This window comes from Arthrobacter gengyunqii, from assembly GCF_023022985.1.
GTDB lineage: Bacteria > Actinomycetota > Actinomycetes > Actinomycetales > Micrococcaceae > Arthrobacter_B > Arthrobacter_B gengyunqii.
Window position 1 is genome coordinate 1809273 of the sequence record NZ_CP095461.1, and the last position, 22187, is coordinate 1831459.

Sequence of the window (22187 nt, forward strand, 5' to 3'; positions counted from 1 at the left end):
GGGCGGAATACGGGAATCAGCATTACATCAGGCGCTGCTTGTTTGTCCAGAGTGCAGGTGTACGGGGTGGGGAGGCCAAAACAATATCCTTCGAAGCGAATGATAAAGAACGCGCGGTTTCCATATGCTGCGAAGGAATTAGGACCGGAGATAGGCCAGGGTGGCCAGCACCCGGCGGTGGCCGCTGTCCGACGGAGCAAGGCCCAGTTTCGCGAATATGTTGCCGATATGTTTACTGACCGCGGTCTCTGAAACGGAAATGGCTTTCGCTATTGCTGCGTTGCCCAGGCCTTCCGCCACCAGCCCCAGCACCTCGAATTCACGCGGAGTCAGCGACCTGACGGGGTCCCGGGTACTGCGCCGGCTGAACAACTGGGCAATGACTTCGGGATCCATGACGGTTCCGCCGGCCAGGACTCGGCGCAACCCGTCCACGAAATCACCCACCTTGCCCACGCGTTCCTTTAACAGATAGCCCACACCCTGGGCTCCGGAGGCCAGGAGACGGGCGGCATAACGGTCCTCAACATAGGAGGACAGAACAAGGACGGGGAAATCCGGCACCCGAGACCGCAATTCCAGCGCGGCCCGGAGCCCTTCATTGGTGAACGACGGCGGCATCCTCACATCCAGGACAGCGCCGTCCGCGGTGCCGGGCTCAAAGGCAGCGAGCAGGTCGTCGGCGTTGTCCGCGGAACCGGCAATCTCGAATCCCTCGCCCTGCAGCAGCAACTCCAGTCCCGCCCGCAGCAGCGCGTCGTCTTCGGCAATCAGAAGTCGCATGGCAGATCGACCCTCAGCTCGGTTGGTCCGCCGGACGGACTGGTGACTCGCAGGGTGCCACCAAAGGCAGCGGCCCGGCGTGCGATCCCGGCAAGTCCGGTGCCGGTTGCAAGTCCGGTTCCAACGCCGGAGCCGCTGGCGGTGCGGGGCGGAATGGCTGCGCCGCCGCGGCCGTCGTCGTTCACCCGGATCACCAGCAGATCTTCGCCCGGCACGGATTCCGTGCGCAGCACCACACCAATTCGCGACGCATCAGAGTGTTTTGCGGCGTTGGTCAAGGCCTCGGCCAGCACAAAGTAAGCGGCCGATTCCACCGCCGCCGGAGCCCGCAGCAGACCGTGCACGTCCAGGGAACAGGGGATGGGTGACCTGCTGGTCAGCGCTGACGCGGCTCCGCCGAGACCCAGTTCATCAAGGATGGGCGGATAGATGTCATGCACGGCTTCGCGCAGCCCGGCCAGGGCTTCCGTTGCGGCGTCCTGGGCGCGCCCGATGAAGGGCACCGCCGCCGCAGGGTCCGTCTCCGCCGCCCGCTGGGCCAGCCCGAGCATCATGACCACGCCCACCAGCCGGTTCTGTGCGCCGTCGTGCAGTTCCCGTTCAATCCGGCGCAGCTCCGCAGCATGCGCGGTCAGCGCGCTGGCGCGGGCAGCAGACAGATCCTGGATCCGGCGGGAGAGCTCGTCGTACCGGCGGGGAGAGAGGATCGCCAGCGTTCCGGTGCTGAGCCGCCGCGCCAGCCAGGGCAACAGCATCCAACCGGTCACGCCGTAGGCAACCCCCAGCAGGACAGTGGCGGCTGCGGCCAACCAGCTCGTCACAGGAAACGCCAGCTCAAGAGGTGCCTGCGGCGGAAACAGCGGCCACCACGGCGCCGCAAACACATACAGCACCGCAGCCAGCGGCAACCCCACGGCCAGACACCCGGCCAGCAGGGCAAAGGCGCAGTGAAACAACAACCACGACGCGTCCCGCTTGGTCTCCGGAGAGCTCACCAGAGCCGCCACTTCACCAAAAGTGTGCCGCCCGTCCAACCTGCGGCGGTCGAAGGGCACGACGGCGGCCGTATAGGCAGCGGCGCGCGCCTGGGCCCGTGCACCCAACAGGTTCAGCGTTTGCAGCAGGCGGGGAACCGGATACAGGCCAACACCCAGCGGCAGGAAAGGAAGCAGTACGACGCCGGCCACAAGGAGTCCCAGCGACGTCAGCCAATGCCAGCCCTCGCGCAGCAGAAAGCCGGCAGCTTTGATGCGGGTCTCCAAGCTGGCACGGGCGGGAAGTATCACCTGCCTGATTATGCCCTGCCCCGCTCCCAGTCTTGGTATAGCCAGCTATACCAAGGATTGGGTTGGTGGCTGTATGGGACTGCCCGTACCGGATCCGTAGCGTCGAAGACAGTAAAAGTGCAGCGGCAATCACCCGCTGCGGCCCGAACACAGGAGAACGCTAATGTACGCCGATGCCACCGAACTTCCCGGACCGGCTGCCCTGCAGCTGGAGGGAGTGTCCAGGAGCTACCACTCCGGAACCGCCCGCGTCCCCGCCCTGCGCGAGGTGTCTCTCGCTATACCGGCCGGAACCTTTACCGCCGTGATGGGACCCTCCGGGTCCGGCAAGAGCACACTGCTGCAGTGCGCCGCCGGACTCGACACCCCGGACAGCGGACGAGTGCTGCTGGGATCCACTGACATCTCCCGTCTGCGCCGGCGGGCACTGACAGCTTTCCGCCGGGACCACGTCGGGTTCGTGTTCCAGTCCTATAACCTGCTGCCCCAACTCTCAGTGGCCCGCAATGTGACGCTGCCGCTGCTGCTGGGTGGCCGGAGCGTTGACCGGGAGTGGCTGGAATACATTCTGGAAGCCGTGGGACTGAGCGGCCTGGATGCGCGCAAGCCGCAGGAACTCTCCGGTGGACAGCAGCAGCGGGCCGCGATTGCCCGGGCACTGATTACCCGCCCGGATGCCGTCTTTGCGGACGAACCCACCGGAGCCCTGGACTCTGCCACCGCCCGGCAGGTCCTTGACCTGCTGCGGCACACCGTTACCGATCTCGGGCAAACAGTGGTCATGGTGACCCACGATCCGGTGGCAGCCTGCTCCGCGGACAACGTCATCTTCCTCGCCGACGGGCGCCTGGACGGCGCCCTGGCCAACGCCAGCGTCCGGGATGTCACCGAACGCGTGTCCTACCTGGGGGAGCGGTAACCATGTTTGCATTTGCCCTGTCATCCATCCGGCACAACCGGGGAGGTTTTGCCGGTGCCTTTATCGCCGTCTTCCTGTGTGCCGCGCTGATCACCGCCATGGGTGTCCTCATTGAATCCGGGCTGCGCGGTGGCACCGCTCCGCAGCGCCTGGCCGGGGCCGACGTCGTGGTCGGGGCTCCGCAGTCGCTGCCCGTTCCGGAGAACATGGACGTGCCCTTTGCCGAACGGGTGCTGCTTTCCGCAGACAAGGTTGCGGACATAGGTTCAGTGCCCGGTGTGGAGCGGGCCGTTGGCAACGTCAGCATTCCCCTGGTCACCGCAGACGGACAACAGCTTGAGGCGGCAGGCTGGGAATCAGCGTTGCTGGCGCCCTACGCACTGACCTCCGGCCAGGCTCCCCGGGCAGCGGACGAGGTTGTGCTGGACGGCTCCTTCGGCGCGGCTCCAGGCTCCCGCATCGAACTGTTCCACGGTGGAGAACCCTCGGACTACACGGTGACGGGGACCGCCGCGGTCGAACAGAGCGCGGCAGGGCAGGGCTCCGCTGGTCAGGGCGCCGGGTCCGGCGGTCCAGCCGTTTTCCTGAGTTCCTCCGGAGCGGCAGCGCTGTGGCCGCACGGGGACACTGTCACCACGGTGGGGGTGATTGCGGACCCCGGTGCAGACCCCGAAGAGCTGGCGGCCGCCATAGAGACTCAGGTGGGCGGCGTCACCGGATACACCGGAGACCGCCGCGGAGACGCGGAAAGCCGAGGCGGCGCCGCCGGCCGGACCATGCTGTTCCTGCTGAGCACCTCCCTGGCCGGGACAGCCGTGATGACAGCGGTCTTTGTCACTGCGGGGACCTTGTCGCTGTCGATCGCGGCCCGTCGCAGGGAGTTCGCGCTCCTGCGTGCGGTGGGAGCCGGTGCCGGGCAGACCCTGGGACTCATTGTGCGTGAGGTGGTGCTGGTGGCGGGGATTGCAGCGGTCCTCGGGACGCTGCCCGGATTCTGGCTGGCGCAGCTTCTGGGACGGCAATTTACCGTCGGCGGGATCATTCCCGCGGACTTTGCCCTGGCCTACAGCCCGCTCCCTGCGCTCGCAGCTGTGCTGCTGAGCACCGCCGCGGCTGCCGGCGCCTCCGTGGTTGCCGCCCGCGGAGCAGTGCGGGCGACGCCGACGACGGCGCTGCGGGAGGCCGTCACCGAGAATCATGCGCTGGGCCTGCGGCGGACCGTTACCGGCCTGGTCTTGCTGGGTGCCGGCTTGGCTGCAGCTCTCACGCCGCTGGCTGTTCCCGGTCTGGCAGGGCTGACGGCGGCTGCGGGAAGCGCGCTGCTGCTGGTCATCGCAGCCGGCGTCCTCGGCCCGTGGATCGTGGCGGGTGCCCTCAAGACCCTGCGTCCGCTGCTGCGCCGCAGCACGTCAGCGTCCATGGTCCTGGCCGAAGCCAACGCGGCTGCCTTTCCCCGCCGGATGGCCGCCGGCATAGTTCCGCTGGCACTGGCGGTAGCCCTGGGCTCCGTGCAGCTGTTCATGGCGTCGACCGTGGAGACCGAGGCGGCACAGCAGTCCCGGGATTCAGTGGTGGCCGACTACCTGGTGTCAGCTCCCGTCTCCGGCATATCCGCGGAACTGGCCGAGCGGGTCGGCGCGGTGCCCGGAGTCCGGGCGGCAACCCCGGTGGCGCGGTCAACTGTCCTTGCACGCACCACCTTCCTGGGGTTGGAGGACGCCACGGAAACGTACGCAATCTCCGGGCTGGGCGGACAGGACCTCGAGTCAACACTGAATCTCGGCGTCAGCCATGGTTCGCTTGCGCGGCTGGCCGAGCCCGGAACCGTGGCGCTGAGCAACGACCTTGCCCGGTCCACCGGCACCGATTTGGGCGGCAGATTTGCCTTTCACTACGGCGACGGAACCGAGGCAACCGCCGTCGTCGTTGCGACTTACGAACGCGGGCTGGGCTTCGGTGACCTGGCGGTGGACAACGAAACGCTGCGGCAGCACACCACTGCGGGGCTGAACGACTACGTGCTGGTCAGTGCCGAACCCGGCGCGGATGCCGGTGAGGTGGCTGCCGCCGTCGGCGCCCTGGGGCTGACGGTGCTGGACCCGGGGGAACTGGGAGCGGCCGGAGCATCGGAGCGAAGTTCGGAGTCCTGGATTTCCGTGGTCGGGCTGCTGGTCCTGCTGGGATATGTCGGGCTATCCGTGGCCAACAGCCTGGTGATGGCCACGGCGCGGCGGCGCCCGGAGCTGATGCTCCTGCGTGCCCTCGGTGCTTCCGACCGGCAACTGCGGCGGATGACCGGCCTGGAAGCCCTGGCGGTGGTGGTGACCGCCGTCGTACTGGGAAGCGGCATTGCCCTGCTGCCGCTGATGGGAATTGCCTTCAACGTTTCCGGGCAGCCGTTTCCGACCATTGTCCCGGGGATCTTCCTTGCACTGGCCGGCACGGTGGCGGCGCTTGGCCTGGGTTCCATCGCTGCTGCCACCCATGCCGCGCTGCGACCGGTCCGGGAATAAACCGACCGAAGGGCCGGTTGCGCCCGATGGCGGGTCCCGAGCGGGACCCGCATAGGATTGCGGCCCCGGCCCAACCTGCTTTGAACGCCACCACCGTGAACAGGATTCTTCCCTTTTGAGTATTGACCCGTCTTCCGTCGCCACTTCCGCACCGCCGTCGCCAGGCAAACAAAACCCCCGCAAAACCGCTGCGCCGGATGCCCTGGACGCCCGCACCAAGACTGTGATCGGGTTGCTGCTCGTCTCGTCATTCGTCGTGATCCTGAATGAGACGATCATGAGCGTGGCCCTGCCGCGGCTGATGGCAGACCTCAACATCACCGCGGGCACGGCCCAGTGGCTGACCACAGGGTTCATGCTGACCATGGCCGTGGTCATCCCGGCCACAGGATTCCTGCTGCAGCGGTTTTCCATGCGCGGCCTCTTTATTACGGCCATGTCGCTGTTCAGTGCGGGCACGCTGCTGGCTGCCATGGCTCCGGGGTTTGGCACGCTGCTCGGCGGCCGCATCATTCAGGCCGGGGGCACGGCGATCATGCTGCCGCTGCTGATGACCACCGTCCTGAACGCCGTTCCGGCACACCGGCGCGGACGCATGATGGGCACCATTTCCATTGTCATTGCCGTCGCCCCGGCCATCGGGCCCACCGTTTCGGGCATCATCCTCAACGCCCTGGACTGGCGCTGGATGTTCTGGCTGGTCCTGCCGATCGCACTGCTCTCCCTTGTCGTGGGTGCGCTGAAGGTGCAGAACCTCACCGAACCCAAGAAGGTCCCCTTTGACGTGCTCTCGATCGTGCTGTCCACCTTTGCCTTCGGCGGGCTGATCTTTGGCCTGAGCAGCATCGGCGAAGCCGCCCAGGGCGAGGCCCTGATGCCGCTGTGGATTCCCCTCACCGCCGGTGCCCTGGCCATGGCCGGATTTATTTTCCGCCAGCTGTTCCTCCAGCGCACGGACCGGGCGCTGATGGACCTGCGCACCTTCGGGAGCAAACCGTTCGTCGTTGCCATCGTCCTGGTTCTGGTGAGCATGATGGCGCTCTTCGGCTGCCTCATTGTCCTGCCGCTGTACCTGCAGAACGTCCTGGGGCTCAGCACCCTGAACACCGGTCTGCTGCTTCTTCCCGGCGGTGCCGTGATGGCGATTCTGTCACCCATTGTCGGAGGACTGTTCGACAAGTTCGGCCCCCGTCCGCTGGTGATCCCCGGAGCCCTGGTGCTCAGCGGTGCACTGTGGGGCATGACGACCCTGGACGAGAACAGCTCCGTTCCCGTGGTCATCGTCCTGCACTGCCTGCTCAACACGGGCCTGGGATTCATCTTCACGCCGCTGTTCACCTCGGCCCTGGGTTCCCTGCACAAGTCGCTCTACTCGCACGGCAGCGCGATCATCAATACGCTGCAGCAGTTGGCCGGCGCTGCGGGCACGGCTGTCTTCGTCACCCTGATGACGACCGGCACCACTGCTGCGGTCAATGAAGGAATAGCGGGCATCCCGGCCTCGGCCGCCGGTGTGCACACCGCATTCTTCTGGGGAGCGGTTATCTCGCTGGTGGCGCTGGCGGCGTCCTTCTTCGTGCGCCGGCCCACCAATGAAGTGCCCGACGGCGTGGCCATCCACTAGGCGCGGTAATTCCGGTAATTCCCAGCCTTTCCTGCGGGCACGCGGCCGTGGAATTACTTGTGCCCTGCTATAGCCGAATGTGGCCGGCACCCTATTTTATGGAAGCTGCGCGGCTAAACTTACTGGCAGGGGTGGTTCAGAATTACACGAAAAGGGACAAGCACATGGCCCAGAAAAGACAAGTTCTTCTGATTGATGACCTTACCGGGGAAGACGCACAGGAAACTGTGAAGCTGGCCCTGGACGGTGCGCAGTATGAAATCGACCTGACGACGGAGCATGCGGCTGACCTTCGCGAGAAGTTGGGTCCGTATATCTCCAGCGGACGCCGCCTGCGGGGCGGTTCAAGCACGCGCAGCACAAGGCGGGAAAGTACTGCGCACGGTGAGGACAGCCGAAAGATACGGGAATGGGCTGTTGCAAACGGTTACAAGCCAAGCGCCCGCGGACGCATCAGCCAGGAAATACGCGAAGCGTACAACTCGGCACAAAACTAACAGCCCCGGACACGTCCCTCAGACGTGTCGGAGGCTGTTAGCTCACCACCGATTTCCCGCCGTATTGTTGCTTGTCATTCATCGCGCGCAACATTCCGCCATATGACGGTGCCCGCCGGTCACATAACGTGTCACTGGGATTCCTGCGTCGGCACGTGCATGCTGGGTCGTGAGCCCTTCCACACGGCACCCGGCACCCACCGGGGAAGGGGCGCACCCGCGTTGCCAGTGGATAAAGCCATACCCACAACCATCCAGAGCAGCTGAGAGACCTGCCTCCGCGACGCTGCAGCTTCCCCCGGACATCCTTTCCGGAAAGGTGCTAACGGCAGGAACGATGGAAGGAACACCCATGACGCATGATCACATTCCCACGACCCACGCCGGCTCCTTGCCCCGGACACCGGAACTGATAGCAGCCAATGCCGCCCGCACCTTTGCGGCCGACGGTTTCACCCTGGAACGGACCCCGGAATTCGAGGCGTTGCTGACCGGCGCCGTGGTTGACCTGGTGCAGCGCCAAAAGAACCTTGGCATCACCATCCCGGGAGACGGCGAATACGGCAAAGCAATGTCCAATGCTTTGGATTACGGCGCCTGGTGGACCTACAGCTTCCAGCGCACCGCAGGTCTTGAACTCACCGAATTCAATCCCATCACGGCGGGACCGGTTCGCAGCGAGCCCGGCAACGTTCGGTTGACGTCGTTCGCGGACAGGAGGGACTGGACCCGATTCGCTGCCGCCTATTCGGATCCGGAAAGCGGTATTCACCTCGGCCGGAACGCAACCGCCTTTCCCTCGGCCACTGGCCCGATCAGCTATACCGGCCAGGCAGCCCTCGCCAGCGACATTGCGAACCTCAAGGCAGGATTGGAAGCTGCTGACCTCGCCACCGGGTTCATTACAGCTCTGTCACCCGGATCCGCCAGCCGCATCGGCAATGACTACTACGGAAGCGAAGAAGAATTCATCTACGCATGGGCAGATGTCCTTCGCGAAGAATACAAGGCCATCGTCGAAGCCGGACTGGTTGTGCAGATTGATGACCCGTCTATCGCCGAAAACTGGGACCAGATCAATCCCGAGCCGAGCGTGGAAGACTACCGCCGCTTCACTCAGATCCGGATTGAAGCGTTGAATTACGCCCTGCGCGGGCTGCCCGAAGATCAGGTCCGTTTCCATGTCTGCTGGGGTTCGTGGCACGGACCCCACGCCACCGACATCGAGTTCAACCACATTGTTGACCTGGTGCTGGGCATCAATGCCGGAGCCTATTCCTTTGAAGCCGCCAATGTCCGGCATGAGCATGAGTGGGCCATCTGGCGCGGCAAGCGGCTGCCCGAGGGCAAAATCCTGATTCCCGGCGTCGTATCCCATGCCACCAATGTTGTGGAGCACCCGGAGCTGGTGGCGCAGCGGATAGAACGCTTCGCGGGGCTCGTGGGCCGTGAGAACATCATCGCCGGCACCGACTGCGGCCTGGGTGGACGCATCCACCCGGATATTGCCGCAGCGAAGCTCGAGTCGCTGGGTCAGGGAGCGCGCATCGCGGCAGGCAACCTGTTGGCTGGAGCTTCACTCCGATAAGGGCAACCGGACCAAGTAGTTCCGTGGGCGCGGCCGCGTGTTGTGCCCACGGAACTGCTCGCCGGAAACCCTTGACGGCGTCCTGTGCCGGGGACATACTCGGTTACTAAACGATCATTTAGTATCGAATAACAGGCCGGAGCCGACATGACGACCATCCGAATTGCAGACCAGCCGGAGACCACAGAGTTGAACGGATCAGCCGACGATCCGGCGGCTGCCGGCTTCAGCTTCGATCCGACGGCCGTCCAGGACGTGGACAGTGACCTGTACCTCCTGGACAACCTCCTTGACGAGCAGGCCAAGGATGTCCAGCGACGCGTGCGCGCCTTCGTGGACGAGGATCTGCTGCCGGTTATCAATGGCTACTGGGAGCGTGCCGAAGTCCCTTATGAGCTGATCCCGAAGCTCGCGGCCCTTAACATCGCGGGGGGAACCATCAAAGGATACGGCTGCCCCGGGCTGACCCGGCTTGCCGCTTCCACCGCTGCTGCTGAGCTGGCCCGCGGCGACGGGTCCATCAACACGTTCTTCGGCGTGCATTCCGGGCTGGCCATGGGCAGTATCGACATGCTCGGCTCCGAGGAGCAGAAACAGCGGTGGCTGCCATCCATGGCCCGGTTCGAGAAAATTGGAGCTTTTGCGCTGACTGAACCGGGACACGGGTCCGACTCTGTCTCCCTGGAGACCTCCGCGCGCCGCGACGGGGACGAATATGTCCTCAACGGCAGCAAGCGGTGGATCGGCAACGCGAGCTTCGCCGACGTCGTCATCATTTACGCCCGGGATGAAGCAGACGGTGCCGTCAAGGGCTTTGTCATGGAAAAGGATGCTGAAGGTAATCACCCGGCCGGTTACAGTGCTGAGGTCATCACCGGAAAGATCGGCAAGCGAGCCGTCCTGCAGCCGAACATCATCATCGAGAACCTTCGTATTCCGGCGGAAAACCGGCTGGAGAACTGCAACTCCTTCAAGGACGTCAACAAGGTGCTGGCGGCCACCCGTGGGGGAGTGGCGTGGGAGGCGCTGGGCCATGCCGTTGCGGCCTACGAAATTGCCGTGGCCTACGCCAAGACCCGTGTGCAGTTCGGGAAGGAAATTGGCCGGTTCCAGCTGGTGCAGAACAAGCTGGCCAACATGCTGGCCCAGCTGACCGCCATCAAACTGACGTGTTTCCGCCTGAACGAGCTGGCGGACGAGGGCAATATGACCGGGCCGATGGCGTCAATGGCCAAAATGTTTGCGGCACGCCAGGGCCGCTGGATCTGCTCGGAGGCGCGGGACATTATGGGCGGCAACGGGCTGCTGCTGGAGAACCATGTTGCCCGGCACCTCACCGATATGGAAGTTGTCTTCACCTATGAGGGCACTGACAGCATGCAGTCCCTGATCCTGGGGCGGCACATCACCGGGTTCTCGGCGTTCGCGTAGCCGGCACCCCGGGGGAGCAGTAACGGGCAGTCGTAACGGGCAGTCGTACCGGGGAGGCGACAGAGGAAGACCGACGGGGAGGGCGGCGCTGAAGGCGCCGCCCTCCCCTGCATTCCGAATTGTGTGCAGGGGGCAGCCCACTTGCACAGAGCTGTTGAAGTGGCAATTTCGAGTGTAGGCAGGCGAATGGCCTCCGCTTCGTATCCACTTATATCAATTGATATAAAAGTTTCTGGATATAATCCGAAAAAACACGCGCCTTGCAACCATCAACACCTCCCAGCCGCACAACCTCCCAGCAACGAAATGCTGCCAAGACTAGGGGAGTGTCTGTGTCTACTGAACTGGGCTCTCTGGCTGGCCGCTCCGGAATGTCTCTTCCAATTTCCGGCATCTTGGTTCGATGTTCGACGGCTTCGGAATTAACTACCCGCCCCTTCTTCCAAACCCCTGACGGGGACAATTCGTCTCCTATCCAAACGACGTGGTTCGAGGGAGGGGACTGGACGCGGTTCTCTTACACCGAGAATGGCGAGGAGATCCTGCTGCACAGACCAGACTTGAGCAAGCCGCCTGCCCCGCATCCGCGGGCCGCCTGGACCAGGCGGCCCGAGTTACGCCGCTCACGGCGTGTTGACAAGGCTCCTGAGGGACGGTGGAGAGTCTGCGGATTTTGTTCAGTTTCAGGAATCCGTTCATCCCGTTCCACAGGAGTCCCGGTTCGTGGTTGAAGGCTTCGAGAGTATCCGCATCGGAAACCAGGCACTCGTCACGAAAAAAGTGCAGCTTTACAGCGACGGCAAACGGTCAAATACTTTCTGGACACTAAATGAGGCAGTCGTTAAATCAGACTGGGGCGGCGCGGAGTCATATCTGGTTAATGATGTGGAAAGCGCCTTGGATGCGATGGGAACTGCGCTGAGAAGCAAGGTCCAGAAATTCTTATCAACGTCCCGGTAAGCCTTACTTACCTCAGCGCCCTTCGACCCCGAGCAGCCGAAGGGCCATGAGGCTGTGGTGCTCACCGATCTCCGCAGCGCTGAGCCGTCCGTCGCTTCGGTACCAGCGGGCCACATCGATGCACAGGGAAAGCAGGGTAACCACCGCCATATTGGCATCCGGAACGCGAAACACCCCCTGCTGCATACCGTCATCGACGATGGAGCGGAATTCGTCCTCCACCTGATGACGCATTTGCAGGACCTCGGACAGATGGTCCTCGCTCAGTGCCGGAAGCTCGAAGTTCACCACGCGCGAGCTGGTGTGGTTCGCCGCCTGCCACTGTGCCAAATCCCGGACCAGGGCGGCGATCCGGCTGACCGGACTCCCGCCTTCTGAAGCAGCGGCACTGGTCCGCACCAGGTCCAGGGTCTTCTCATGTCCAACCTTGGAAATGCTGTAGAGCAGATCCTCCTTGGACTTGTGGTGCACATACACGGCCCCGGGGGTCACACCGGCGCCGGAGGCGATGTCCCTGGTGGTGGTGCCGTGGAAACCTTTGGCCGCGAAGGCCGCAGTGGCGGAGGAGAGCAGCCGCTGTGCTGTGTCCGTCATGGCCGTTGCTCCGTCTTCCGCCCGTTCCGTCTGCGACGCTGATATTGCCCGTCGTCACGACCGCTAAATGAGCGATCAGCAACCAGCGTAGCAGTGCCGGAATCCGGAGTTCCTGCGGCTATTTCACCCGCAGCCCCATGACGCGGCCGGTGTGTTCGGCGGCAGGATCCATGACCTCGGGCCACCGTGCCGTCATCATGAACAGAAGGCCGCCGTCGTCGCCTCCTGCTGCGCACGAAAAGCAGCCCTGCTCCAAGCTGATGGTCTGCAGGACGGAACCGCCCTGCGCCACCCGGACACAGCGTTCACCGGGAACTTCGGCGAACCAGATCCCGCCGGTGCCGTCCCAGCAAATGCCGTCCGGGGCACCTCCGGCCAGATCCGCCCACAGCGAGCCGGCGCCCAGGCTTCCGTCCTCGTGGATGGAAAAGGCGGTGAGGCAGCCGGCATTGGATTCGGCCACCACCAGCGTGCTGCCGTCCTCGGTAACCAGCATGCCGTTGGGAAAGGCCAAACCGCCGGCGACCTGGTCCGTGGAACCGTCCGGCCGGACGAGGGCGATGACCCCGTTGTGGGAAGCTTCACCGGAATAGTCGTAACCGATGCCGTTGACGTACATGTTGCCCGTGGGATGCACTGCAATTTCGTTCCACGGGTACTCGGAGATCCCGTGCAGATCCGCCAGCGGGACCAGGCCCGCATGGGGAACCTCCAGGAGGACGGCGGCGTCGCTGCCCGAAACCACCGCCATGCGTCCGTCCGGCAGCCAGTCAAAGCAGATGGGCGACGACGGCACTCCGGTAACCCGCCGGACATTCCCCGCCCCGTCGAGAGCGGAAATTGTTCCGGCCAGCCAGTCGGCGAACCACAACTCGCCACCGTGCCAGCGGGCCGATTCGCCCATGCCGAGTCCAGATACGAGGGTTTCCACTTCGGCCATTACGCGCCTCTTTCCTCCCGTGACGGTGGACCTGCCATGGCATGTCCAGTATGCCGCTGCAGCGGGGCGGCGAACAGGGCACGGCTGCAGCTGACTTCCCCGAAACCGGCGGCATGCCCCGCAGCGGATAGGATGAGTGGCTGGCTAACGGGCCACATCCGCCGCACGGCCTTCCCGGCCCCGGCACCGTTCGCCAGTTTCCACTCCCGAGAGGACACCCCCGAATGAGCCTGATCCGGCTGCAGGACGTCAACGTTGGCTTCGACAAGACGCAGATCCTGCGCGAGGCCTTCTTCCGCCTGGAACCGAAGGACCGGGTGGGACTGATCGGCAAGAACGGTTCCGGCAAGTCCACGCTGCTGAAGCTGATCCTGGAGCAGGTGCAGCCGGATTCCGGGACGGTCAGCCTGGAACCGGGCCTGAAAATCGGCTACTTCTCCCAGTTCTCCGAGCTCAACGGCGACTCCACCATCACCGAGGTGCTTGACGCACTCTTCGTGGAAATCAAGGCCACCGAAGCTGAGCTCGCCGCCATCGATGAGTCCATTGCGACGGATCCCGAGCCCAAGGCGCTGAACAAACTGATCCGCCGCCAGGCTGAGCTGTTTGAAACCATGGACCGTCTGGACGGCTGGGACTATCCGCGCCGGATCGATGCCGCCCTGACCACGCTCGGGTTCAGCGAAGCACACCGCATCTGCCCCATCGACGCCCTCTCCGGCGGCTGGCGCAACCGTGCCGCCCTGGCCAAGATCCTGCTTGAGGTGCCGGATGTGCTCCTGCTGGACGAACCCACCAACTACCTCGATGTTGCCGGCGTTGAGTGGCTGGAAGGGTGGTTCCGCGACTTCCGCGGCGCCGCCGTCGTTGTCTCCCACGACCGGAAGTTCCTGGACGCCGTGGTGACCCGCATCATCGAGGTGGAGAACTACCACCTGCACGAATACCCCGGAAACTTCGGCGAATACGTCATCCAAAAGCAGTTCCGGCTCAAGGCGCTGGCGTCCCAGTTTGTGCACGAATCCGAGCTGCTGGCGTTCGAAGCCGAGGGCATCTCTGACCGGCGCGAAGCAGCCAAGGCCGGCAGCGACGGCCTGGGCAGCAAGCTCGCCAAGATCAAGAAGGCCCGCGCGCCGCGTCCGGTGGACCAGATCATCACGGAAATCTACGGCGGCCTGCACGTTAAGGACAACCTGTGCCGGGTTGAGTCAGTGGCCAAGTCGTACGGCGACAAGACGCTCTTTCAGGACCTGAGTTTCGAGATCCGGCGGGGCGACCGCTTGGTGGTCCTCGGCTCCAACGGCAGCGGCAAGACCACGCTGCTGCGTGTGCTGACGGGTGAGGAAAAGGCCGACGCCGGCAAGGTCGCCTGGGCGAACGGGGCAAAAATGGTCTCCTACAACCAGGTGCTGGCGGAGCTCGACGACGACGACACCGTCACCCACTCGGTCAACGCCATGCCGGACAGCCTGGCCCTGACGGCCACTAAGAAATCAGTGAACCGGTTCCTGACCATGTTCCAATTCTCGGAAGCGGACCTCAAGCAGAAAATCGGCAACCTCTCCGGCGGGCAGAAGGCCCGGGTGGCCATGGCCCAGTGCCTGCTTTCCGGTGCCTCGGTGCTGCTGCTGGATGAGCCCACCAACCATCTGGACCTCTCCAGCACCCAGGTCATGGAGCGGGCGCTGCTGCACTTCCCGGGTGCAGTGGTGGTGGTCAGCCACGACCGGTTCTTCACCGACAAAATCGCCAACCGGCATCTGGTTTTCGGCGCGGACGGTGCCCAGCCGGGAGAAATCGACCTCCGGGTCGCCTAAGCCGGGCGCCCGACACCCCTCACCCCTCAGCCCTGCCGGCCCCGTCGCCGGCAGGGCTTTTGTCATGCCCTCAGACTGACCTGACGCCGCCGTACCTTACGCCGGCGAGCGCCCGGTGACAGTTATTACGCGGATTTCCGGGCCGGGCACCACACGCCTTCCGCCGAAACATCACGGCTCCCGGTATCGCGGCGGCCGCCACCTGGAGTGTTCGCTGCGCCGGAGGGGAGCATATGGCGTGGATCACAACGAATCCGCTCGTCTGCGATACGATCGCGGCAACGTCTGCCGAACGGTGACTGAGGTCTCAAAGGCCTTCAACACGGAGTCGTTGACGACGATGCGAGAGGGAAAAGATGAGAATTATCGTGCTGATGAAAGAGGTTCCGGATACTTGGGGGAACCGCACCCTCAATCTGGAGACCGGTCTCCTGGACCGGGCAGGCAGTGAACTGGTGCTCGACGAAATAAACGAGCGTGCGCTCGAGGTTGCGCTGACGCACAGCGACAGCAGCAAGGATGCCGAGGTGGTCCTGCTCGCGGTGGGGCCGGCAACGGTGCCGGCCAGCCTGCGCAAGGGATTGGCGATGGGCGCCGACCGTGCCGTGCACGTGCACGATGATGCACTGCTGGGCGCGGACATGACGCTGACGGCCGAGGTGCTCGCTGCGGCCATCAGGCACATCGGATTCGATCTGGTCATCGCCGGCAACATTTCCACCGACGGCGGCGGCGGTGCCCTTCCGTCAATGATCGCGGAACTGCTGGGCGTTGCCGGAGTGACCTCCCTCAGTTCGGTCGAGATCACCGATGCCGGTGTGGCCGGGCGCAGGAACATCGAATCAGGGACCTTCGAGGTGCAGGCCGCCCTTCCCGCGCTGATCTCGATTACCGAAGCACTGCCCGACGCCCGCTTCTCGAACTTCAAGGGGATCATGGCGGCGAAGAAGAAGCCGTTCGACACCCTTTCCCTGGCGGACCTCGGCCTCACTGCGGACGAGTCGGCCAACCGGTCCATCGTTGTTGCCGTGACGGAGCGTCCGGCGCGCGCGGCCGGCATCAAGATTGAAGACGACGGCGACGCCGGCCAGCAGATCGCCGATTTCCTCACCCAGAACCAGCTCATCAAAGGACGCGCAGAATGACCGGCTACCCCACTGACTCCGTTCTCGTGCTCGTCGATGTTACGCCGTCGGGGAAGCTCCGTTCCAGCGCAGCCGAAGTAATCGGCGCCGCCTCAACGATCGGCACCCCCGTTGTGCTCGCCGTCGCAGCCCCCGGCAGCGCTGACCTGCTGGGCACGGAGTTGGCTGCCCTTGGCGCGGCGCATGTTCTGATCGCTGAATCCGACGAACTTGCCACCGCCATGGTTTCTCCGCAGGTAGACGCGTTGAGCGCGGCTGCCGCGGCGGTCAGCCCGGAGGCAGTACTGGTCTCCAATTCCATCCAGTCCCGGGACGTTGCCGCACGCTTTGCTGCGCGTTCCGGTTCCGCGCTGGCAGCGGATGCCGTAGGGGTGTCCCGTGACGAGGAGGGCATCGTTGCCCATCACTCGGTCTACGGGGGAGCCTATTCGGTCGATTCCGCAGCAACGGCCGGAACCCTCGTCATCACTCTCCGCCAGGGCTCCTCCAGCGTCCGTGCCGAGGCGAAAGACGCCGGCATTGAGCTGCTCGCCGTGCGGTCATCCGGTGTGCCCGACGGCGTCATAACCAGTTACGAGGAGACATCCGTCGTTTCGGCGCGGCCGGAGCTCCGCGGCGCAGAGGTTGTTGTTTCCGGCGGCCGCGGCCTGGGATCAATCGAGAACTTCGCCCTCGTCGAGGATCTGGCCGACGCCCTCGGCGGAGCCATCGGAGCCTCCCGTGCGGCCGTGGACGCCGGCTACGTGCCGCAGACATCCCAGGTGGGACAGACCGGAGTGACTGTTGCTCCGCAGCTTTACATCGCGCTTGGCATCTCCGGAGCCATCCAGCACCGCGCCGGCATGCAGACCGCCAAAACCATTGTCGCGATCAACAAGGACGCCGATGCCCCCATCTTTGAAATTGCCGACTTCGGCGTGGTGGGCGATCTGTTCACAGTTGTGCCGCAGCTCGTGAAGGCGATCGAAGCGAAACGGGGAGCTACTTGGTAAGGCAGGGGCTGCCGCGGGTTCCCGGTGCAGGTGCAGGTGCTGGTGCAGGTCCGGGGGCGGCGGCTAAGCCGGCGTCTTCGCCGGACGAATCGGTCTCGAATCAAGCTGCGCCGGATGAAGCTGCATCGACTCAAGCTGCGTCCTCAGGGGCAGTAGCCAACGTCGACGCTCAGGCATCCGCACCTGCTTCCGGGCCGGCTCCCGCGCCTGCGCCCAAGCCCGCCGGCCGTCGGCAGGGACTGCCGCGCCCTGGCGCGACTGCTTCGGCAGCCGATCCTGCTGCTGGCCGGCCGGCATCAGCGGCAGCGTCGACACCCCCTGCGGGTAACCCGCCGGCACCTGCCGCGGCAGCTCCGTCCAGACGTCAAGGCATGCCGCGTCCTGCAGCCGTTGCGCCCTCGACTGCACCCGCGGCCAAAGCAACAGTCGCTGCCGCAGGCGGCCAGCACGACACCACTACGCGAGCCACTCCCGTCGCAATAGCCACACCCGCCAAACCAGCCACACCAGCCACACCCGCGGCACCGCCGTCGGACACTAACCCCGGACGCAGCCGAATCGTCCGGGCCGGGCTGGGAGCCCTTGCCCTGCTTGTGCTGCTTGCCGCCGCCGTGCTCTTGGCCCGGTGGCTGGTCACCCAGGAATCCGTACAGGGATTCCTGAACCGGTATCCGGGGGAGAGCCATCTGCCTGCGGGCGCACCCGTGGGGCTGCCCGCCTGGCTGGGCTGGCAGCATTTCTTCAATGTTTTCCTCATGGTCCTGATCATCCGGTCTGGATGGCAGGTGCGCACCCAGCGCCGTCCGCCGGCGTCATGGACTCCGCGCTGGGGCAGGAATCCGAAGAAGATCAGCATCACCTTGTGGTTCCACCAGTCTCTGGATCTGCTGTGGCTGGTCAACGGGGGCATTTTCGTGGTGCTCCTGGCGGTCACCGGCCAGTGGATGCGGGTGGTGCCGACAAGCTGGGACGTGTTCCCGAACGCCCTCTCGGCGGGCCTTCAGTATCTCTCGCTGGACTGGCCCACGGAAAACGGCTGGGTCAATTACAACAGCCTGCAGGTTCTGGCCTACTTCGTCACCATCTTCATCGCGGCTCCACTGGCTGCGCTGAGCGGGTACCGTATGTCGGACCTGTGGCCGGCTAAGGCCAAGCGGCTGAGCAAGGTGTATCCCGTTGAGGTGGCCCGGGCGATTCACTTCCCCGTGATGCTGTACTTCGTGGGCTTCATTATTGTTCACGTGGCCCTGGTGCTGTCCACCGGTGCGCTGCGGAATCTGAACCATATGTACGGCGGCCAGGATGCGGTCAACTGGTTCGGGTTCTGGATGTTCTTTGCGTCGCTTCTGGTGATAGCCGGGGGCTGGTTCGCAGCCCGCCCGCTGGTTCTGGCACCCATCGCCTCCCTCTTCGGGAAGGTCGGGCGCTAGTTGCACTCCGCACCAAAACCGTAAAAGACCCCCGGTTAGCCGCCATCCAGCCGCTAACCGGGGGTCTTTTGGTCATATGCCTTCCGTTGCAGCGGACCCCGAGAGGTGCCCCGTCCAGGGAAATGCGGCCCGGGAACAGGGTGCATGCAGTCCAGGAGAAGGGGGCCAAGCTCCGCCGCGGAGTACCCGGAGCTCGGCCACAGGGAGGCAAATGCGGCAATGGCGCACAAAAATGAGATGATAAGAGATGTCCGTAGGTTTTGGACGACTCCGCCCGCCAGGGCCCCTGCCCGTTTTGTGAAAACGGCGGCGGCCTGAGGCCCGGGATGCGCAGGGTTGCGCGGGCCCGGAGGAGTCGGCCCTGAAACGGACCCTAGACCTTTTGGTGTCGCAGCTCAGTGCTGCAGCACCCCCGTAAAACCCGTACCCGACGAAAGAAACACCATCCGTGAATAGAACACCTGCCGCATTGAAAGCCCCCCGGGAACTCGCCAATGGAACCATGCGTATTGTCGCGCTGGGTGGTATCGGTGAAATCGGCAGAAACATGACCGTCTTTGAGTATGACGGCAAACTGCTGATTGTTGACTGCGGCGTGCTTTTCCCTGAGGAAATCCACCCCGGCGTCAACCTGATCCTGCCTGACTTCTCCTACATCCGGGACCGCCTGGATGACGTCGTGGGTGTCGTCCTGACCCACGGCCATGAAGACCACATTGGCGGCGTCCCCTACCTGCTGCGCGAACGCGCGGACATTCCCCTGATCGGCTCCAAGCTGACCCTGGCGTTTGTTGAAGCCAAGCTCAAGGAACACCGCATCACCCCGAAGCTGATCCAGGTCAAGGAAGGCGACCGCCGGACCATGGGCGGCTTCGACCTGGAATTCGTGGCCGTTAACCACTCCATTCCCGATAGCCTGGCCGTTGCCATCCGCACCCCTGCCGGCATGGTCCTGCACACCGGTGACTTCAAGATGGACCAGTTCCCGCTGGACCGCCGCATCACCGACCTGGCCGGTTTCGCCCGGCTTGGCGCCGAAGGCGTGGACCTTTTCCTCACCGACTCCACCAACGCCGATGTTCCCGGCTTCATGGCATCGGAGAAGGAACTGGCTCCCGCCATCGACACGGTGTTCCGCACCGCGCCGCGCCGGATCATCGTGTCCAGCTTCGCCAGCCACATCCACCGCATCCAGCAGGTTATCGACGCTGCCGACCGCTACAAGCGCAAGGTGGCCTTCGTGGGCCGCTCGATGGTCCGCAACATGACCATCGCGGAGGAACTGGGCTACCTGAACATCCCCAAGGGCCTCCTGGTGGACTTCAAGCAGCTGCAGCGTTCCGATGACCACAAGGTGGTGCTGATCTGCACCGGTTCGCAGGGCGAGCCGCTGGCTGCGCTGTCCCGCATGGCCAACAAGGACCACGCGATCCGCATCCATGAGGGCGACACCGTCCTGCTGGCCAGCTCGCTGATCCCGGGCAACGAGAACGCCATTTACGGCGTCATCAACTCCCTGACCAAGCTGGGCGCCAACGTGGTGCACAAGGGCAACGCCAAGGTCCACGTTTCCGGACACGCCAGTGCCGGTGAACTGGCCTACTGCTACAACATCGTCAAGCCGCGCAACGTCATGCCGGTCCACGGCGAATGGCGCCACCTGAAGGCCAACGCAGCCATCGCCGTTGCCACCGGCATGGACCCGCGCGACGTCGTTATTGCCGAAGACGGCGTCACCGTGGACCTGCGCCGCGGCCGTGCCACGGTCTCAGGCAAGATCCCCGTGGGCCTGGTCTTCGTGGACGGCGACAGCGTCGGCCACACCACCGAGGACGACCTCAAGGAACGCATGCAGCTCTCCGAGCAGGGTTCCGTCACGGTACTGGCCCTCATCGATCCGGACACCAACACGGTTGCCGAGCCGCCGGAGCTCTTCATCAAGGGGTTCGCCTGCAGCCCGGGCGACGTCAAGAAGGCTGAAGCCGCCATCGAGAAGGCCATCAACGACGCCGCCGGCCGCGGCCGCGGCGGGCGCGGCGAAGAGCCGGAAGCCATCATTGAGCGGTCCACCGCCAACTGGATGCGCCGCTTCTACAACCGCACGCCGGCCATCACGGCCATTGTCGTGGATGCCTAAAGCAGCAGCTGTTCGGGGACATTAGTCCCGGAGCGCAGCGGAGGAGGGGCCGGCGTCGTTATTACGACGCCGGCCCCTCCTTTTTGTGCCTCCGTCTATTGGTCCTCCGAGCCGGTCCTGTCTGAGTCGCCGGCACCGCCACGGGCGGGCGCTACGGATGAGCCTGGAGCAGGTCGGCCTCCCGGGCTTTGCTCCAGGAGCGGGCATAGAGGCCAAGGGTGGCCTCGTCCCGTACCGCAAGGCCAAGCCGGTTGAGCAGCTCATTGCTCTGATACATGGTCAGTTGCTGGGCACTTCGGCTGACTCGTTCCTTGTCCGCGCGGTACAAGTATGCATCGATGGCCTGGGACCACTTTCTCCGCCAGTTTTCCACCGCCGGTTCCGAAGCGGTTGCCGCCATCAGACGGTGGGCAGAAACGATCCGGGGAGCCATTCGGGTGACAAGGGCTTCGCGCCTTTGTGCAGCCTGCGGGCCGAAGTGCCCGGTACTGCTGCGCAGGTGGCTGTCCCAGTAGTAGTCCCAGGAAATACTTCTGCGGTCAGGCCAAACGGACGAATGCGGACCGGACATCATTGCGTGGCAGGTATCGAAGAGCAGCAGCGACGCCAGAGTGGCACGGCTGTTTACAGTGGGAAAGCGGGACAGCGCCCAGGCGGCAAGGGCCGAGGACACCTCGCAGACTTCCGCTGCCAGGTGAAGGCCCTCCACTCCGCCGTATTTGGCCAGCGCAGCCTCAAAACCAGGTGTGACGGTCGTCTTTCCCCAGCGGGTGGAAGGGGGAGCAGCCGTATAGTCGGAAATGACCATCGCGCCCATCTCCCCATGGGACTGGTCGACCAGTGCCTGGCTGAATGACCGCAGGCGGTCAAAAGCGGCCCGCGGAGCAAGGGCTCCGAAATGTACAGATGGCGCAGCCGGGTTCAAGGAGCGCGTATACGCCCACCGTTCGGCGCCCCAGACCCGGGCCTGCGCAGCGAGCGGCGTCACAATACGACAAACCACCGCGTCACAAATTTCCTCCGTTTCAGGCTGAATAGTCAGCAACCACCACACGGTTTCGTTGTTTAGCCGCCTGGAACCGGTGCCGGCAATCAATTGACTCATCTTTCTCCCAATTTCCTGTCGAATCGGTCGCTGACTTTGCCGGCGATGGCTAACCTTTCCACCGTGATAAGCGTTACACACATTCGACAGACCCGGCTGATTCACGACTGCAATCACATTAAGATTGGGAAACAAATTCCCAAAGTAATCCACCACCGCTTCCCCGGCTTCCCCGTGGATGGGCGGGAAGGTCAAGGACCACCAAGCCCTTGCCGCCTTGTTATATGCTCCGAATGGATGCGTCGCAGCCGGATGCACCATGTCCCCACATATTTAGTCTCGAGGCGGCTGCATACACAAACACCTGCATCTCAGAATTTCCACACCTTCAGCGCGACACCAGCTTTCCCGGCGGAAATAACTCGAAGATCGAGAAACCAATTGTCCAAACCAAGCACGTATAATCACACGCGAACCAGGCCGCCG

17 protein-coding genes and 1 riboswitch are annotated in these 22187 nt (G+C 64.2%); of the genes, 12 read left to right on the forward strand and 5 right to left on the reverse strand.

The window, feature by feature from the left end:
- Positions 1–138: 138 nt before the first annotated feature.
- A complete protein-coding gene (locus MUG94_RS08290) occupies positions 139–783 on the reverse strand; it encodes a response regulator (protein WP_227889700.1) in 645 nt (214 codons plus the stop codon).
- Positions 771–2069, reverse strand: a complete 1299-nt coding sequence (locus tag MUG94_RS08295) for a sensor histidine kinase (protein ID WP_227907874.1) — start codon at positions 2067–2069, stop codon at positions 771–773. Before MUG94_RS08295 ends, MUG94_RS08290 begins: the two co-directional genes overlap by 13 nt.
- Positions 2070–2232: 163 nt before the next feature.
- Between MUG94_RS08295 and MUG94_RS08300 the strand changes: the two genes are divergently transcribed.
- The 7 genes from MUG94_RS08300 (at position 2233) to MUG94_RS08330 (ending at position 11601) form a co-directional block, all read left to right on the forward strand.
- Positions 2233–2988: an ABC transporter ATP-binding protein gene (locus MUG94_RS08300; protein ID WP_227907873.1), complete on the forward strand. Its 756-nt coding sequence runs from the start codon at positions 2233–2235 to the stop codon at positions 2986–2988.
- Positions 2989–2990: 2 nt separating this feature from the next.
- Entirely contained in the window at positions 2991–5501 is a 2511-nt protein-coding gene (locus tag MUG94_RS08305; RefSeq protein ID WP_227907872.1) for an ABC transporter permease, read from the forward strand.
- A gap of 115 nt (positions 5502–5616) precedes the next feature.
- Positions 5617–7125, forward strand: a complete 1509-nt coding sequence (locus MUG94_RS08310; protein ID WP_423724349.1) for an MDR family MFS transporter — start codon at positions 5617–5619, stop codon at positions 7123–7125.
- A gap of 164 nt (positions 7126–7289) precedes the next feature.
- On the forward strand, positions 7290–7622 hold the full coding sequence (locus MUG94_RS08315) for a histone-like nucleoid-structuring protein Lsr2 (protein ID WP_227889704.1): 333 nt from the start codon (positions 7290–7292) through the stop codon (positions 7620–7622).
- A 247-nt stretch (positions 7623–7869) separates the two neighbouring features.
- Positions 7870–7966: riboswitch (SAM riboswitch) on the forward strand.
- 8 nt (positions 7967–7974) lie between these two features.
- Positions 7975–9210: a cobalamin-independent methionine synthase II family protein gene (locus tag MUG94_RS08320; protein WP_227907871.1), complete on the forward strand. Its 1236-nt coding sequence runs from the start codon at positions 7975–7977 to the stop codon at positions 9208–9210.
- Positions 9211–9357: 147 nt separating this feature from the next.
- Positions 9358–10641 carry an acyl-CoA dehydrogenase family protein gene (locus MUG94_RS08325; protein ID WP_227889706.1) on the forward strand — a complete coding sequence of 428 codons (1284 nt, stop codon included), beginning with the start codon at positions 9358–9360 and terminating at the stop codon, positions 10639–10641.
- Positions 10642–11364: 723 nt separating this feature from the next.
- Positions 11365–11601 (forward strand): hypothetical protein, encoded by a 237-nt coding sequence (locus MUG94_RS08330; RefSeq protein ID WP_227907870.1) that lies wholly within the window; start codon positions 11365–11367, stop codon positions 11599–11601.
- A 12-nt stretch (positions 11602–11613) separates the two neighbouring features.
- Here MUG94_RS08330 and MUG94_RS08335 read toward each other — a convergent pair whose 3' ends face one another.
- Both MUG94_RS08335 and MUG94_RS08340 read right to left on the reverse strand, forming a co-directional pair.
- Positions 11614–12195 (reverse strand): TetR/AcrR family transcriptional regulator, encoded by a 582-nt coding sequence (locus MUG94_RS08335; protein WP_227907869.1) that lies wholly within the window; start codon positions 12193–12195, stop codon positions 11614–11616.
- Between the two features lie 118 nt (positions 12196–12313).
- A complete protein-coding gene (locus MUG94_RS08340) occupies positions 12314–13135 on the reverse strand; it encodes an SMP-30/gluconolactonase/LRE family protein (protein WP_227889709.1) in 822 nt (273 codons plus the stop codon).
- A 224-nt stretch (positions 13136–13359) separates the two neighbouring features.
- Here MUG94_RS08340 and MUG94_RS08345 point away from each other — a divergent pair, with 224 nt between their 5' ends.
- From MUG94_RS08345 to MUG94_RS08365, 5 genes are all read left to right on the forward strand, one after another.
- Complete coding sequence (locus MUG94_RS08345; RefSeq protein ID WP_227907868.1) at positions 13360–14952, forward strand: ABC-F family ATP-binding cassette domain-containing protein; 1593 nt, start codon at positions 13360–13362, stop codon at positions 14950–14952.
- A gap of 356 nt (positions 14953–15308) precedes the next feature.
- The gene (locus tag MUG94_RS08350) at positions 15309–16097 is read left to right on the forward strand and encodes an electron transfer flavoprotein subunit beta/FixA family protein (RefSeq protein WP_227907867.1); all 789 of its coding nucleotides are present in this window, start codon (positions 15309–15311) and stop codon (positions 16095–16097) included.
- Entirely contained in the window at positions 16094–17089 is a 996-nt protein-coding gene (locus MUG94_RS08355; RefSeq protein WP_227907866.1) for an electron transfer flavoprotein subunit alpha/FixB family protein, read from the forward strand. The genes MUG94_RS08350 and MUG94_RS08355 overlap by 4 nt, the downstream gene beginning before the upstream one ends.
- A gap of 371 nt (positions 17090–17460) precedes the next feature.
- The gene (locus tag MUG94_RS08360) at positions 17461–18519 is read left to right on the forward strand and encodes a cytochrome b/b6 domain-containing protein (RefSeq protein WP_227907865.1); all 1059 of its coding nucleotides are present in this window, start codon (positions 17461–17463) and stop codon (positions 18517–18519) included.
- A gap of 502 nt (positions 18520–19021) precedes the next feature.
- On the forward strand, positions 19022–20656 hold the full coding sequence (locus MUG94_RS08365; protein WP_227889780.1) for a ribonuclease J: 1635 nt from the start codon (positions 19022–19024) through the stop codon (positions 20654–20656).
- A gap of 151 nt (positions 20657–20807) precedes the next feature.
- On the opposite strand, the gene MUG94_RS08370 is transcribed toward MUG94_RS08365, so the two are convergent.
- Positions 20808–22022, reverse strand: coding sequence for a lantibiotic dehydratase C-terminal domain-containing protein (locus MUG94_RS08370; protein WP_349292300.1), 1215 nt, complete (start codon positions 22020–22022; stop codon positions 20808–20810).
- Positions 22023–22187: the final 165 nt, after the last annotated feature.